This window comes from Deinococcus aetherius, assembly GCF_025997855.1.
GTDB classification, from domain to species: Bacteria; Deinococcota; Deinococci; order Deinococcales; family Deinococcaceae; genus Deinococcus; species Deinococcus aetherius.
This window is the reverse complement of the sequence record NZ_AP026560.1, coordinates 417,778-431,976: the sequence shown is the minus strand read 5'-3', so window position 1 is coordinate 431,976 and position 14,199 is coordinate 417,778. Positions and strand designations below refer to the sequence as shown.

Below are 14,199 nucleotides of genomic sequence, written 5' to 3'. Positions count from 1 at the left end.
TCAGCCGAACAGGTCGTCGAGCAGGGCGGTCGCCCCGTGCGAGAAGTCCTCGCCGAGCTGGATGGGCGGGGCGTCCTGAAGTTCTTTCAGAATGGCCGCGAGTTGCCCGATGGTCTTCTTGGTGTGGACCTTCACCCGCCCCAGCGGGACGCTGCCGTCGAAGATCAGGGTCAGCAGGGCCGAATCGCCGACCGATTCCACGTACAGGGTGCCGTTCTCGCCCTGGTGAGTCTGCTCGCTGAAGGTGCGCTCGCCCAGCATGTTCGCCAGCGCGGCGGTGGCGGCGGCATTGGAGGCGACGAGGGTGGCGACGCTGTCGAGCGCGGGGGGCCGGGGGGCCCAGAGGGCTTCCTTGTGCGAGAGCACGAAGCCCTTGCGGTCCACCAGCAGGCAATAGCGCACGCCGGTCGCAGCGAGCAGCTCCTCCAGATGACGGTCCACGCGCTCGAACGCGTCGCCGTAGAGGGCAAGGGAAGGTTCAATCATGTCAGGGGGAGTGTAAGGGACGGATTCAAACGCGCTTCTGACAAAGAGGGGGCAGTGGGAAGTGGTCAGTGGTGAGTGGGAGAGAACGGGTGCCCGGTGTTCTTTTTCGAAGTGCCCCGTCCTGCCCCCGGCCACCTCCCCCACCGTCCGGCCCCCGACCCGCCCGCCGTGGGGTAAACTCCGCGCCGTGATCAGGGGAAGGCTCTTGGGTCTGGCGACGCTCGTGCTGCTGGCGGCGGCCACGGCGGGCGCGCGGCCCGTGGCGGTCGGCGGCGTGAGGCAGGCCGCCTCGGTGGGCACGCGCGTGGTGGCGGGGAACGAGGCTCTGGCGGTGTGGACGCTGCCCCGGCTGGGGGTGGCCGTCCGCAACGACCCGCGCGACCTGCGGCTGCTCCTCGGCGAGCGGGAGCTCCGCTTCTCGCCCGAACGCGGCTGGCGGGCGCTGGGTTTTGCGCTCCCGGCGGACGTGAGGCTCGGCGTGCCGCAACTCGTCGGGGGCAGCCTGTACGTGCCCGTGGCGGCAGTCCGGGCCCTCGGCGTGCAGGTCCTCGCCGACGCGCCCGATATTCTCGACTTCGCCGCGCCCCCCGTGGTGCCCGTCGCCACCCTGCCGCCCTCGCCGGACGCGCCTGCCCCGGCGGCCCCCGCCGCCCACCGTCCCGAGCCCGCCCCGCCGGTCAGGCCACCCGTGAGCCCGGTCCCGGCCGCGCCCCTCTCCCCCGCCGTCCCGGCCCGGCCCGCCACGCGGCCTCCCGAGCCGGTGGCCGCGCCGAAGCCGACGGTCAGCCCGGCGCCTGCCGTGCCCACCCCCCGGCCTTCCGAGCCGCCCGCCCCGGTTCCGGTGCCACCAGTGCCATCCGCTCCGGTGCCGCCGACCGTGGTCTCCCCTCCCCCAGCCCCCACGCCGCCCACGCCCACGCCCCCGGCCTCGGTGGCGAACCTGGACACGGTGAGGATCAGCCGCACCCTGCACCGGACGGTGGAGGTGCAGCGGGTGGTGCTGGAACTCAGCGGCGAGGCGCCGCACCAGATCACGCGGGACGGCGCCGGGCTGAGCGTGCTGCTGCCGGGGGTCACGTCGGGCGCGTCCACTCAGCGGCTCGAAAGCGGGGACACCCTCAGCGTGGAGCCGGGCGTGGTGGGCGGCCCGGCGGGGACGAGGACGGCCCAGACGACCGTGCGCCTGAGGACGGGCGGCGGCTCCTCGGAGGTCTTCACGCTGGAGGACCCGCCCCGCGTGGTGATCGACACGACGACCCACACCGACACCCGGGTGCCGCCCCCCATCGACCCCGAGGGGCTGCCCGAGGGGGTCACGTACCGGGTGCGGGGCGGCCTGCACCTGCTGAGCTTCGACCCCGCCCGCTTCCAGCCGCGCGTGGTGACTGCTCCCCCCGGCGCGGCGCGGGACGTGGCGAGTCTGGTGAAGGGGGTGGGCGGCGTGGCGGGCGTGAACGGCGGGTACTTCGACCCGGCGAGCCACCTGCCCGTCGATCTGGTGGCGGTGGGCGGGCTGATGACGGCCCCCAGCCTGGAACGCCGGGCGACGGTGGGCTTCACCGCGCAGGGGGGCGCCTTCTTCGGCTACCCGCGCCCGCGCTACGTCCTGAGCGGCGCCTTCGGGTCCGTCACGGTGAACAGCGTGGGGGCGAAGGTGAGGCCGGAACTGCTCACGGCCTTCGTGGGGGACGGGCGCACCGCCGTGGGCGCCGAGGGGCTGACCACCGTATCCCTCACGCCGGGGGACTCGGCGGTCTCCCGGGTGGTCACCGGGCGCACCGTGCCCCCCGCCGGAACGCTCGCCTTCACCTTCGACCCGGCGCGCTTTCCGGGGTTGCCGCGTGAGGCCGGGGAGCGGCTGACGCCTACCCTGAACTGGCAGGCGAACGACGCCCCGTGGACGACCGCGCAAGACGCCCTCAGCGCCGGGCCGCTCCTCGTGCGCGAGGGGCGGGTGGTCGTCAACCCCGCCCGCGAGCAGTTCGACACGGGGGCGGGGGTCTGGCGCCCCACCCGGCAGGTCGCCTTCGGGGTCATGGGGGGGCAGCCCACCATCGCCTACCTCGAACACGGGTCGCCCGAGGCCTTCGCCTCCGCGCTGGCCGCCGCCGGGGTGCGCGACGCCGTGCGGCTCGACAGCGGCAGCAGCGCGACCGCCTACCTGACGGGGGGGTACGGGGGCCTGGGCGGCTACCTCAACACGGTCTGGAGCAGGCCGGTCCCCAACGCCATCGTCTTCGTGCCCAGGGGGAACGCCTCGCCCGCCGCCGTCAGGCCGTGAGGGAGTCGCCCGTCGCCGGGGACCCGTCGCCAGGACACCCGGGGGAGCGGTTCGTCCTCAGCCCTGAACCCTCAGGCGCTCCATCAGGCGGACGAAGGCCTCGGCAGTCACCCGCGCGTCCCCGAGGGAGCGGTGCCTCCCACCGCGCGCGAATCCCAGGTCGAGGCGTTGGGCGAGCACGTCGAGGTTATGTGACCGCTCGCCCGGAAAGGCCCGCCTGGAAAGCTGCATCGTGCAGTGTTCGGCGGAGGGCGCCCAGGTCAGGCCGTGCCTTGTGGCGGCGGCCCGCATAAATCCCCGGTCGAAGCCGATGTTGTGCGCGACGACGGGTGAGTCGCCCACGAAGTCGAGGAAGTCCGGGAGCACGGCGGCGAGGTGCGGGGCGTTCCGCACCATCTCGTCGCTGATGCCGTGGATCTGCTGCACCCGCCAGGGAATCCGCAGCGGCTCACCCCCGGCCCCCACCGGCCTGACGAGCGTCTCGAAGCGTTCGGCCTCCTGCACCTGCCCGTCCCGGACCCGCAGCGCCCCGATCTCCACGATGGCGTCGCGCTCGGGCGAGAGGCCGGTGGTCTCCAGGTCGAAGACGACGACGTTCACGGGATGCAGGGTAGCGCAGAGGACAGGGGGCGGCCCCTACTCCTCGACCGCTTCCTCCGGGGGCACGCCGTCCACGGTCAACTCCTGTGCGGCGGGCAGCGGCACGCCGGGGATGCCCATCAGTGCCGCCACTGCCTCCTCCTTGCCCTTGGCCTCGACCTCGATCCAGGGCACGTCGAGGTACGCGCTCGGGAAGTCGGTGATCAGGTGGCTGTGGCGGCGATCCTGGGGGCCCTCCAGCCCGTTGGAGAGGTGGACGACCTGCCACTCGGAGGGGCGCCAGGTCGCGCGGGCTTTCAGGACCCACTCGCGCACGCTGGGGTCCTCCTGACCCGCGAGCTTCTCGTGGACGACGTGGTGGTGCGCGTCGAAGACGAGGGGCGCGCCAGTCGCCTCGCACACGGGCAGGAGGTTCTGGGGACCGTAGGCGCGCTCGTCGTTCTCGAAGCCCAGCCGCAGGCGCACCGTGTCGGGCAGGTCGGGCACGATGGCGGCGAGTTCGGCGGCGCGGCCCCCCTTGCCGCCGTGGAGCAGCAGCAGGTTCCAGGTCGAGCGCGGAAAGCCGAAGCGGTCGAGCGTGTCCGCGTGGGCGGCGAGCGTGCGGGCGCTGGAGGCGCGGACCTCGGGGCGCTCGGAATTCAGCACGATGAACTGCTCGGGATGCATCAGCACGCGGATTCCGGCGTCCAGAAAGGCCTGCCCCGCCTCCCGCATCCCCGGCGCGAGGTGGTCCAGGACCGCCCGCCCGGTGTCGTCCCCCTCCAGGTCGAACATCGGGAAGAGGCTCGAACTCAGGCGGTAGAGCCGGATGCCCCGCTCGGCGCAGAAGTCGGCGGCCCGCCGCACCCGCGAGATGTTGTCGGCGTACAGGTCGAGGAGCTTGGTTTCACGCTCCCCCGGCGAGAGCTTGAGGTAATTCGTCAGGGTGATCGTGCGGAAACGCACCTCCGGCCCAATCGTCATGCAGACCAGGCCGTAGGCGGGGATGGCGGCGGGAAGGGTCACGAGGTCCCCCGCTTCGCCGCCGCCCGGCAACGGTCGGAGCAGTACCTGACGTTCTCCCAGTCGCGCTCCCACTTCTTGCGCCAGGTGAAGGGCAGACCGCAGGCAGCGCACACCTTGGAGGGGCGCTCGCTGGGTTTGCGGCCCCCGCCGAAGGCCTTTCTCACCTCAGGCATGGGCCACCCCCAGGGCGCTCAGGGCCCGCTTGGCGAGGCGGGCCGGTGTGTCGTCGGCCATGACGTCGAGGATGACCACGTCGCGCTCCTCCGGGGCCGGGGCTTCGAGCGTGGCGAGTTGCGAGGGGAGCAGTCCCGGCCCGGCGTAGTGCCCGGTGCGGACGGCGAGGCGGGCCTGGAGAAGGTCGCGGGGCACGTTCAGGAACAGGAAGGTCACGCCCGGTCCCCGCAGGGCGTCGCGGTACGCCCGCCGCAGCGCCGAGCAGGCGAGCACCACGTCGGGCAGCGCCTCCAGCCGGGAGCGCAGCCGGGCCAGCCAGGGGGCCCGGTCCGCGTCGGTCAGCCCCTCGCCGCGCGCCATCCGCGCCCGCGCCTGCGGGGTGTGGAAATCGTCACCGTCGAGGAAGGGCCAGCCCGCCCGCGCCGCCACCTCCCGCCCCACCGTGGTCTTCCCGCTTCCCGAAACCCCCATCACGACGACCCGCATGGCGACAGTCTGCCGCACGCGTCCGTATCGGAAGGTGGGGAAAGGTGAAGGTCGGCCGGGGATTGGGGAGCGGTCAGGGATTTGTCTTCGGCGTGGGGAGCTGGGCAGGAGAGGGGAGGGTGGGGGAGGCCACCGCCTTATAGAAGGCGGCCTCGGCAGTGCGGTGCTAAATTTCGCCAGAATGTAGGGTTGCAGGGTGACGGGGGGAAGACTTGAGACGGGAGGTCGCCTCGGGAGGGGTTGAGAGTGGTGCTGGGGGTCACGGGGTTGCTCCAACACGTATTGGAACAAGCCTATCCCTCCTCATTAACTTTTGAGTTAACATAGCGGGGTGTCCGAGGGCTTCGACTTCTCCACTTCTGAGGTTCTGGACTGGGAAGTGCAGGCGGTATGGGAGGCCCTGGACAGCGGCGAGCTGCGCGTGAGCGTCCACGCCCAGAACGAGATCAACCTCGACGCCCTCACCCTGGACGACGTGTACGACGCCATCAGTTACTACGACGAGGTGACCAAGGACCTTCCCGGCGCGAGAAGCCGCGCGCCCGGACTGAACTTCGACCGCTTCATCGGCCGCCTCCGCCTGCGGGTGAAAGTGGGCTGGCGCGGGACGTACTACATCGTCGTGACGGCGATGGCGAACTGAGAGGAGGAGCTATGCCCGACACCCCCATGACCCACACCTTCCCCAGCCGTGAGGGCGTCACGGTGATCCTCCACGATGTGCCCACCACCCTCGATGCCGAGAGCGGTGAGGTGATCGGCTTCCGCCTCAGTGTGTCCCGGGCCATCGCGCACCTCGTTCAGGACGCGGCCCGCGACCAAGCGCCCGGCGCAACCGTCGAGCGGCGGTATGAGGCCCGCCCGGAACTGGCACTCCCAACACCCGACCCCGTGAGCCTGGAACTGCGCCGAGTGCTGCGCGAGCGTGGCCTAACGGGCGCCGAGATCGCCGAGCGGCTGGGGATTAAGCCCCCGCTGGTCTCGCGCTGGCTCAGCCCCGACTATCACCAGCACGGCATGGAAACGCTGCGGCGCATCGCCGACGCCCTGGACATGGACGTGGAAGTCAGGTTCAAACCCAGGGAACGCAAAGAGGCTTCGTAGCCTCCCAGGAGACGAAGCCCTCCGCCCCTACCCCCCCACCGTCTCCCGCCCCAGCGCCGCGTGCGCCTCCAGCAGCAGCGCCTCCGTCTCGTCCCAGCCCACGCAGGCGTCGGTGACGCTCACGCCGGGCAGGAGCCCCGAGAGGTCGGCGGGGATGGGCTGCTTGCCGGGACGGAGGTTGGACTCGACCATCAACCCCTTGATGGCCGCCCCTCCTCGCGTGCGCTGGTGCAAAACGTCGCGCCACACGAGCCCCTGGCGGTGGTGGTCGGAGCCGCTGTTCGCATGTGAGCAGTCCACCATCACCGCCGGGTCGAGCCCCGCCGCGCGCATCAGCGTCTCGGCCTCGGCGACGAACTGGGGGGCGTAATTCGGCCCATTCCGCCCGCCACGCAGGATGACGTGGCCGTCGGGGTTGCCGCGCGTGTGGACGATGCACGCCTGCCCGTCGTCGTCCACCGTGAAAAAGGCGTGGGGGTGGCTCGCCGCCACGATGGCGTCCACGGCGAGCTTGAGGCCGCCGCCCGTGCCGTTCTTGAAGCCCATCGGGGCGCTGACGGCGCTCGCCATGACCCGGTGCGTCTGCGATTCGGTGGTCCGCGCCCCCAGGCAGGCCCAGGCCACCGCGTCGAAGAGGAACTGGGGCGCGAAGGGGTCGAGGAGTTCGGTGGCGACGGGGAGGCCGAGTTCGGAGACGCGGATCATCAGGTCGCGGGTCAGGGCAAGGCCCTTGTTGATGTCGTTTTCCCCCGTCATGTCGGGGTCCATCAGGTAGCCGCGCCAGCCTACGGTCGTGCGGGGCTTATCCACGTAGACGCGCATGTGGACTTCGAGACGGTCTTTGACCCTTTTCCGCAGCCCGGCGAGGCGCCCGGCGTACTCGACGGCCGCATCGAAGTCGTGGACGGAGCACGGCCCCACCACCACGAGCAGTCGGTCGTCGCGCCCGTGCACGATGTCCTGGGCGGCCCGCCGTCCCGCGAGCACCGTGCGCTCGGCCCCCGGGGTGAGGGGTAGGCTCGCCTTGAGCGCGCGGGGCGTGATCAGGGGGGTGAAGCCCGTGACGTTGAGGTTCTCCGTGCGGCCAGCCTGGATGATGGGGTCGGGGTGGGTCATGGTGGGCAAGTCCTTTCGTGTGAAGCGAAGAAAAACCGCCGGGAGGTGGGGTTCCTCCGGGCGGCTCGTGGCTGGGGTGGCAGCGCAGGCGTCAGGCCCGGGGTGAACCGAACCAATAGAAAAACGCGGCGCCGAACGTCATGAATGAAGTGTACGCCGGACGTGGGGCCGGGGCGCTCGGGGCCGTCTAGCCGGGCCTTCGCCCACCCTTCATTCCGGCGAAAACCGTGTGCTTGGCGGGAACTTCGGTGTTCCCCGGCCCGTACTCTAGAGAGATGAAACGCTCCGTCACTCTCTTTCTGACCACCCTCGCGCTCGCGGCCGGAGTGGCCGACGCGCAGCGGCGCAGCGGCGGGGGCTTCGGGGGCAGCCGGGGTGGGTACAGCGCACCGCGCTACCGCGCTCCCACCCCGACCCCGCGTTACACCCCGCCCCGCAACAACTCGGCGGGGAGCACGTACACCGCCCCGCGCTCCACCCTCCCCTCCACCCGCACGCCGAGCGCCACCCAGCGGGGCACCACGAGCGGCACCGTGAGCGCCGCGAACCGGGCGGCGGCGGCCCGCGTCACCCCCACCCAGCTCAACGGGTGGAAGAACGTGCGCCTCCCGGCGGGCGTGCCGCGCAGCGCGATCACCTACAGCGCGACCCCCGGCGGGCAGTACCGCTACCAGCTTTCTCCAGGGCGCTACTTCCCCTACCCGCAGAGCTACTACAGGAGCCGGGGAGTCGGCTACGACATCCTCAAGTACGCCCTGATCTTCACGGCGGTGAGCAGCGTGGCAAACGCCATTGACGGGCCGGACGTGATCGTGAACAACGGCGTGCCGGTGAACGGTCAGGTCGTCGCGCCCCAGCACGGCCCGAACCTCTGGACGTACGCGGGCGTGGGCTTCCTGGCCGCCGCCGCCGGGTGGTTCGTGCTGGGGCGCCGTCGCCGCTGATCCCCTTTTCCCGGATACTGGTCCCGGATGCCGCTCGGTTTTCTGCCGGGCGGCGCTTTGCTTGACCTAAACCTTAAGAAAAGATTCCGGCTCCCCTTCCTGTCCAGCCTGTCGCTTCCCCAGGCCCCTTAGACTGGATTTCGGTCGGAGGTGCCCTCGCGCCGTCCGAGGATGCCATGACCGGAGGGGGACGGTCACCGCCCAGGAATTCGCATACACGCGCCGCCCTCACTGCTCGGGGCGCGGCGTCATGGGGTTTAAGGTGGCGAGACGGATGCACTCTTGTCGGTGGGGCGGGCCGTGACGCTCGCCGTTTTCCTTCCCTTCCTGTTCGCCGCGCTCTGCGCCTGGCTGGGGACGCGCCTGGAACGGCGCACCGGGTACGTGGCGGCGCTCGCCTTCGTGCCCGCGCTGCTCCTCGCCCTGCCGCTTTCCGGGATGCCGGGGGCCAGCCCCGCGCTGGAGGTCACCCGCTGGGTCCCCACCCTGGGGCTCGCGCTCGCCTTCCGGGGAGACGGCTTCTCGCTGCTCTTCGCCGTCCTGATCGGCGTGATCGGCACGCTGGCGAGCCTGTACGCGGTGGCGTACCTCTCCGAGCGGGAGCGGTTCGGGCGGTTTTACGCCTACCTCCTCCTTTTCGGCGGCTCGATGCTGGGGCTGGTCCTCAGCGACAACCTCGTGGTCCTGTTCGGCTTCTGGGAGATGACGAGCGTCACGAGCTTCCTCCTGATCGGGCTGTGGCACACCCGCTCGGCGGCGCGCGACGGGGCGGTCAAGGCCTTCCTGGTGAGCGCGCTGGGCGGCCTCGCCCTCCTCGCGGCGGTCGCCCTGCTGGGAATCGCGGGGGGCAGCACCACCCTCTCGGGGCTGGATGTGGAGGCCCTGCGCGCCTCGCCCCTCTTCACGCCCGCGTTGCTGCTGACCCTGCTCGCGGCGTTCACGAAGAGCGCCCAACTCCCCTTCCACCTCTGGCTTCCGACGGCGATGGAGGCGCCTACGCCCGTCTCCGCCTTCCTGCACTCCGCGACGATGGTGAAGGCGGGCGTGGTCCTCGTCGCCAAGTTCGGGCTGCTGTTCGGGTCGAGCCCGCTGTGGGGCGGGATCATCGTGCCGGTGGGGCTCGCCACGCTGGTCTGGGGGGCGTGGATCGCGCTGCGGCAGACCGACCTCAAGGCGCTGCTCGCCTACTCCACCGTCTCGCAGCTCGGGTTGCTGATGAGCCTGTACGGGCTGGCGGACGCGGAGGGGAGATTTACGGCGACGGCGCACCTCCTCAACCACGCGGCCTTCAAGGCGGCCCTCTTCTTCGTGGTGGGCATCATCGACCACGAGACGGGGACGCGCGAGGTGCCGCGCCTGGGCGGGCTGAGAAAGGCCATGCCCCTCACCTTCGCCGCCGCGCTCCTCGCTTCGCTCAGCATGGCGGGGGTGCCGCCGCTAGGGGGCTTCATCTCCAAGGAGCTGTTCTACGAGGCGATGCTCCACCGGGGGCCGGTCTTTATCGCGGTCGCCGTGCTGGGCAGCGCGCTGACCTTCGCGTACTCCTTCCGGCTGCTGCGGGTGTTCTGGGGCCCGCCGCGCCACCCGCCGGGCGCCGAGCCCCACGAGGCGCCGCCCGGGCTGCTCGTGCCCGCCGGGCTGCTCGCCCTGACCGCCCTTGCCTTCGGCCTGCTACCGGGAAGCGCAGAGGCCCTGACGCGGACGGCGCAGAACGCGCTGAATTTTGCCACCCACAGGGGGCACCTGAAGCTCTGGCACGGGGTCACGCCCGCGCTCCTCGCCACGCTCCTGACCTGGGGGCTGGGGGCGGTCCTGATCGGGCAGGCGGCGCAAGTGGGCGTCCTGGGGCGGCGGCTCACCCCGCGCGTCAACGCGAACACGGTCTACTACGCGCTGACGGAGGGGGTGAACGTCCTCTCCAGCCGCCTGATCGCGCGCACCCAGGGCCTCGCGCTGCCCGACCAACTGCGGATCATGCTAGGGGCCGCCGCCCTGATCGCCGGGTACGCGGTCTGGCGGGCGCCGCAGGTGTTTCACCCGGTCGGCACGCCGCCGCTCGCCCTGCTGCCGGTCGCGGCGCTCCTCGTGGCGGGGGCGGTGGGAGTGCTTCTCGCGCGCAGCCGCCTCACGGCCGTCGTCGTGACCGGGCTGACGGGCTTCGGGAGCGCCGCCGCCTTCCTGGCCCTGCGCGCCCCCGACCTCGCCCTCACGCAACTGCTCGTCGAGGCGGTGACGGTCATCCTCTTCCTGCTCGTCTTCCGCTCCCTGCCGCGCAGCCGCGACCTGCCCCGCACCCGCTGGCGGTACGCCCTCGACCTCCTCCTGGCCGCCTCGGCGGGGCTGGGGGCGACCCTGCTCGTGCTGGCGGGCGTGCGCTTCCTGGCCCCGCCCATCTCGCCGTACTACCTGGCGAACAGCTACCGGCTGGGCGGCGGCCGGAACGTCGTGAACGTCCTGCTGGTGGACTTCCGGGGCTTCGACACCCTGGGCGAGATCACGGTGGTCGGGATGGTCGCGCTCGCCGTGCTGGGCCTCGTGCGGCTGGGCAAGAAGGGGCGGGCGCCGGGCGGAGGCGCCCCCACCCCGGTCCCCGCCACGCCGGGGGAGAAGGAAGAAGCATGAGTCCCGAACGCCGGACCCCCACCCCCCCGCCGCTGAGCGGCGACCCCATCCTGCGCACGGTGAGCCGCGCCGTCTTCGCGCTCGTGATCCTCTTCGCGCTGCTGCTGCTCTGGCGCGGGCACAACGCGCCGGGGGGCGGCTTCATCGCAGGGCTGATGACCGCCTGCGCCCTGATCCTGCACCGCATTGCCTACGGCCACACCGCCCTGCGGGTCGACCCGGCCCGCCTCGTCCCGTGGGGGCTGGCGCTGTCCTTCGTGACCGGGCTGGTGCCTTACCTCCTGGGGCGGCCCTACCTCAAGAGCGACTACGGCTACATCACGACCGCGCTGACGGGCGAGTTCGAGTGGGCGACCGCGCTGCTCTTCGACCTGGGGGTGTACCTCGTGGTGGTGGGCGGGAGCCTCGCCATCGCCTATGGGCTGATCGAGGTGAACCCTCAGGAGCGGGTGGAGGGGGACGAATGAGGGGGGTCGCCAGCCCAGGCTCCGGGGCAGGAGAACCCGGGAGCAAAGTCCACCCCTTCCACCGGCCCCTCTGGCGACCGGTCCCCGGCGACTGGCGACTCCCGGAGGTCCGCTGATGGAGACCCTCTTCGCCCTCCTGATCGGCCTCCTGATCGGGACCGGCGTCTTCCTGCTGCTGTCGCGCGTCATCGTGCGGGTGGTGCTGGGGCTGAGCTTCATCACCTACGGGGGCAACCTGGCGATCCTGACCGTGGCGGGGCTGCGGGAGGACGCGCCGCCGCTCCTCACCCTGCGCGGGCCGTACGTGGACCCGCTGCCCCAGGCGCTCATCCTGACCGCCATCGTGATCGGCTTCGCCACGACCGCCCTGCTGCTGACCGTCGCCCTGCGCGCGTATCAGGTCGCCGGGCACGACGACGTGGAGGCCTTCGGCGACAACCTCGCCCGCGACCCGGAGGCGGAGGACGGCCTGATCGCCGACCCCGAGCACCAGGGCCCGGACCGCCCTGACCCGGAGGAGCCGCGCACCCTCGTCTACTCCGCCCGGAGTCCGGGGGGGGGCGAGCCGTGAGCGACCTCGCCTGGCTGACCCTGGCCCCGATCCTGACGCCGCTGGGCTTCGGGCTGGGGCTGCTGTGGCCGTCGCCCCGCCCGGTGCGGGTGGGCCTCGCGCTGGCGGGTGCGGCGCTCACCCTCGCCTTCTCGCTGGGGCTCCTCGTCGCCACGGCGGACGGGACGGTCCTCACCTCCGCGCTCGGCGGGTGGCGCGCCCCCTTCGGCATCGTGATGACCGCCGACCGCCTCGCCGCCTGGGTGAGCGTCCTCGCGGCGGTGAGTGCCCTCCTCGCCGTGTGGCAGGCCGCCGCCGACCCCGACCCGGCGCGGGAGCGCCACCACCTCCTCGCCCTGATGCAGTTCCTGTTCGCGGGGGTGCAGATGTCGTTCCTGACCGGGGACCTCTTCAACCTGTTCGTGGCCTTCGAGGTGATGCTCGTCGCCTCGTACGCCCTGGCGGTGCTGGGTTCCACCCGCGAGCAACTGCGTGAGGGCTTCCGCTACATCGTGATGAACCTCGCCGCCTCGGCGCTGCTCGTCGTCGCGTGCGGGCTCGCGTACGGGGTGCTGGGGACGCTGAACTTCGCCCACCTCGCCCAGCGGTCGGCGCAGCTCGGGCCGAACACGACGGTCACCGCCGTCGGGGTGCTTCTCCTGATCGTCTTCGCGGCGAAGGGGGCGCTCTTCCCGCTCGGCTTCTGGCTGCCGGGCACCTACCCCGCGCTGCCGCCCGCCGTGGGGACCTTCTTCGCGGCGGTGCTCACCAAGGTCGGCGTCTACGCGCTGTTGCGGGTGTTCACGACCGTCTTCACCGGGGAGGCGGGGGTGACGAACACGCTGCTGCTGCTCTTCGGCACGGTGACCATGCTGTACGGGGCGCTGGGGGCGGCCTCTCAGCGAGAGTGGCGGCGCATCCTGTCCTTCCTCGTGGTGAGTTCGGTGGGCTACCTCGCCTTCGGGCTGGGGGTGGGCACCGGGGAGGCGGTGCGGGCGAGCGTGGGGTACTTCGCGGTCAGCGTGCTCGTCACCACGGCCCTCTTCGCCGTCGCCGCCGTGGCGGAGCGGGCGAGCGGGTCGCGGCTGGTGCGGGTGCGGGGAATGCTCGACTTCCTGCCCCTGCTCGCCGGGTGTTTCCTGCTGTGCGCGCTGACGGTGGCGGGGCTGCCGCCGAGCGGGGGCTTCGTGGCGAAGTACGCGCTGGTGCGGGCGGGGCTCGCGCAGGGCTCGCTCCTCGCCGTCCTCGGGGTGGTCAGCGCCCTGCTGAGTAGCCTCATCACCCTGTACGCGATGCTCAAGGTGTGGCGCGGCTTCTTCTGGGGCCAGCACCCGGCCTGGCTCCCCGTGTACCGCGTTTCCCCCTCCCTGCACGTCGCCGCCTACACCGCTTCCGCGCTCGTGGCAGGGCTGACCGTCTTCGCCGGGCCGATCTTCGCCCGGGCGGACGCCACCGCCGCCGAGTTGCGGGACAACGCGCGCTACATCCGGGGCGTGCTGGGCGACGCGCCCGTGGTCATCCCCGCGCCCCCGACGGGAGAGGAGGCCGAGAAATGAGAGGCTTCGCCCTCAACCTCCTGCTCGCCGTGGTGTGGGCGCTGTTCGCCGGGGAGGTCAGCCTCCGGGAACTCGCGGTCGGTTTCGGGTTAGGCTTCGCCGTCCTGGCGGTGTTTCCCCGCGCGCTCGCCACCCACGAGTACGTGCGGCAGGTGCTCGCCGGGCTGGGCTTCGTGGGCTTCTTCCTGCGTGAGCTGACCGTGGCGAACGTGCAGATCGCCCTCTTCGCCCTGCGCCCGCATCCTCCCCTGAATCCCATGATCGTGGCCGTGCCGCTGCGGCTGGAGGGCGAGGGGGCGCTGACCTTCCTGGCCGCCACCATCGGCCTGATGCCCGGCACCGTCGCCCTGGGCTTCAGCCCGGACCGCCGCACCCTCTACGCGCACGCCATCGGCACGCCAGACGCGCGGGCCGCCCGCGAGGCCATCCTGAGGGTGGAAGACCGGCTGCTGCGCGTCTCCTCTCCCCTGCCCCCCGCCCCCCCGGAGGTCCGCCCGTGATCGTCAACCTCGCGCTCGGCATCGTCACCCTGTCCGTCCTGCTGGTCACCTTCCGGGTGCTGCGCGGGCCCTCGTGGGGCGACCGCATCATGGCCTTCGACTTCCTGAGCGTGAATCTGGTCGTGCTGTTCGCCCTGATCGCGGTCAAGACCCGGCTGATCGTCATGCTCGACGCCGCGCTCGTGCTCAGCCTGCTGGGCTTCCTGTCCACGGTGGCGCTGACGCGGTATCTGCTCGTGGGGCGGGTGATGAGGTGAGAGGCACCAGTCGCCAGTCGCCAGTCGCCAGCCTTCCGCGCTTGCCGGGGG

Annotated in this window: 16 protein-coding genes; 10 read left to right on the top strand and 6 right to left on the bottom strand. The window is 71.9% G+C overall.

Features of this window, described 5'->3' with window-relative positions; translation table 11 throughout:
• Window positions 1-486, bottom strand: a complete 486-nt coding sequence (gene mglB, locus DAETH_RS02260) for a GTPase-activating protein MglB (RefSeq protein ID WP_264776320.1) — start codon at window positions 484-486, stop codon at window positions 1-3.
• Window positions 487-673: 187 nt separating this feature from the next.
• On the opposite strand from mglB, the gene DAETH_RS02255 reads away from it, so the two are divergent.
• On the top strand, window positions 674-2,767 hold the full coding sequence (locus tag DAETH_RS02255; protein WP_406585093.1) for a phosphodiester glycosidase family protein: 2,094 nt from the start codon (window positions 674-676) through the stop codon (window positions 2,765-2,767).
• 57 nt (window positions 2,768-2,824) lie between these two features.
• Here the strand turns inward: DAETH_RS02255 and DAETH_RS02250 are convergent, their stop codons facing one another.
• The 4 genes from DAETH_RS02250 to DAETH_RS02235 are packed head-to-tail and all read right to left on the bottom strand — an operon-like array spanning window position 2,825 to window position 5,032.
• On the bottom strand, window positions 2,825-3,367 hold the full coding sequence (locus DAETH_RS02250; protein WP_264776319.1) for a 3'-5' exonuclease: 543 nt from the start codon (window positions 3,365-3,367) through the stop codon (window positions 2,825-2,827).
• Between the two features lie 36 nt (window positions 3,368-3,403).
• Window positions 3,404-4,372, bottom strand: coding sequence for a UV DNA damage repair endonuclease UvsE (gene uvsE, locus DAETH_RS02245; protein ID WP_264776318.1), 969 nt, complete (start codon window positions 4,370-4,372; stop codon window positions 3,404-3,406).
• The gene (locus tag DAETH_RS02240) at window positions 4,369-4,545 is read right to left on the bottom strand and encodes a DUF2256 domain-containing protein (RefSeq protein WP_264776317.1); all 177 of its coding nucleotides are present in this window, start codon (window positions 4,543-4,545) and stop codon (window positions 4,369-4,371) included. The genes uvsE and DAETH_RS02240 overlap by 4 nt, the downstream gene beginning before the upstream one ends.
• Window positions 4,538-5,032: a gluconokinase gene (locus tag DAETH_RS02235; RefSeq protein ID WP_264776316.1), complete on the bottom strand. Its 495-nt coding sequence runs from the start codon at window positions 5,030-5,032 to the stop codon at window positions 4,538-4,540. Before DAETH_RS02235 ends, DAETH_RS02240 begins: the two co-directional genes overlap by 8 nt.
• Before the next feature lie 331 nt (window positions 5,033-5,363).
• Between DAETH_RS02235 and DAETH_RS02230 the strand changes: the two genes are divergently transcribed.
• Window positions 5,364-5,675, top strand: coding sequence for a hypothetical protein (locus DAETH_RS02230; RefSeq protein ID WP_264776315.1), 312 nt, complete (start codon window positions 5,364-5,366; stop codon window positions 5,673-5,675).
• Window positions 5,676-5,686: 11 nt separating this feature from the next.
• Complete coding sequence (locus tag DAETH_RS02225) at window positions 5,687-6,136, top strand: helix-turn-helix domain-containing protein (protein WP_264776314.1); 450 nt, start codon at window positions 5,687-5,689, stop codon at window positions 6,134-6,136.
• Window positions 6,137-6,163: 27 nt separating this feature from the next.
• Here the strand turns inward: DAETH_RS02225 and DAETH_RS02220 are convergent, their stop codons facing one another.
• Window positions 6,164-7,252 (bottom strand): 3-deoxy-7-phosphoheptulonate synthase, encoded by a 1,089-nt coding sequence (locus DAETH_RS02220; protein WP_264776313.1) that lies wholly within the window; start codon window positions 7,250-7,252, stop codon window positions 6,164-6,166.
• Window positions 7,253-7,527: 275 nt separating this feature from the next.
• On the opposite strand from DAETH_RS02220, the gene DAETH_RS02215 reads away from it, so the two are divergent.
• The 7 genes from DAETH_RS02215 to DAETH_RS02185 all read left to right on the top strand — a co-directional run bounded on the left by DAETH_RS02215 (window position 7,528) and on the right by DAETH_RS02185 (window position 14,148).
• Window positions 7,528-8,196 (top strand): hypothetical protein, encoded by a 669-nt coding sequence (locus DAETH_RS02215; protein ID WP_264776312.1) that lies wholly within the window; start codon window positions 7,528-7,530, stop codon window positions 8,194-8,196.
• 300 nt (window positions 8,197-8,496) lie between these two features.
• A complete protein-coding gene (mbhE, locus tag DAETH_RS02210) occupies window positions 8,497-10,818 on the top strand; it encodes a hydrogen gas-evolving membrane-bound hydrogenase subunit E (protein WP_264776311.1) in 2,322 nt (773 codons plus the stop codon).
• A complete protein-coding gene (locus DAETH_RS02205) occupies window positions 10,815-11,285 on the top strand; it encodes a Na(+)/H(+) antiporter subunit B (protein WP_264776310.1) in 471 nt (156 codons plus the stop codon). Before mbhE ends, DAETH_RS02205 begins: the two co-directional genes overlap by 4 nt.
• A gap of 115 nt (window positions 11,286-11,400) precedes the next feature.
• The gene (locus DAETH_RS02200; RefSeq protein ID WP_264776309.1) at window positions 11,401-11,856 is read left to right on the top strand and encodes a sodium:proton antiporter; all 456 of its coding nucleotides are present in this window, start codon (window positions 11,401-11,403) and stop codon (window positions 11,854-11,856) included.
• On the top strand, window positions 11,853-13,391 hold the full coding sequence (locus DAETH_RS02195; protein WP_264776308.1) for a proton-conducting transporter transmembrane domain-containing protein: 1,539 nt from the start codon (window positions 11,853-11,855) through the stop codon (window positions 13,389-13,391). Before DAETH_RS02200 ends, DAETH_RS02195 begins: the two co-directional genes overlap by 4 nt.
• Window positions 13,388-13,891: a Na+/H+ antiporter subunit E gene (locus DAETH_RS02190; RefSeq protein ID WP_264776307.1), complete on the top strand. Its 504-nt coding sequence runs from the start codon at window positions 13,388-13,390 to the stop codon at window positions 13,889-13,891. Before DAETH_RS02195 ends, DAETH_RS02190 begins: the two co-directional genes overlap by 4 nt.
• On the top strand, window positions 13,888-14,148 hold the full coding sequence (locus tag DAETH_RS02185) for a monovalent cation/H+ antiporter complex subunit F (protein WP_264776306.1): 261 nt from the start codon (window positions 13,888-13,890) through the stop codon (window positions 14,146-14,148). The genes DAETH_RS02190 and DAETH_RS02185 overlap by 4 nt, the downstream gene beginning before the upstream one ends.
• The last annotated feature ends 51 nt before the right edge of the window (window positions 14,149-14,199 follow it).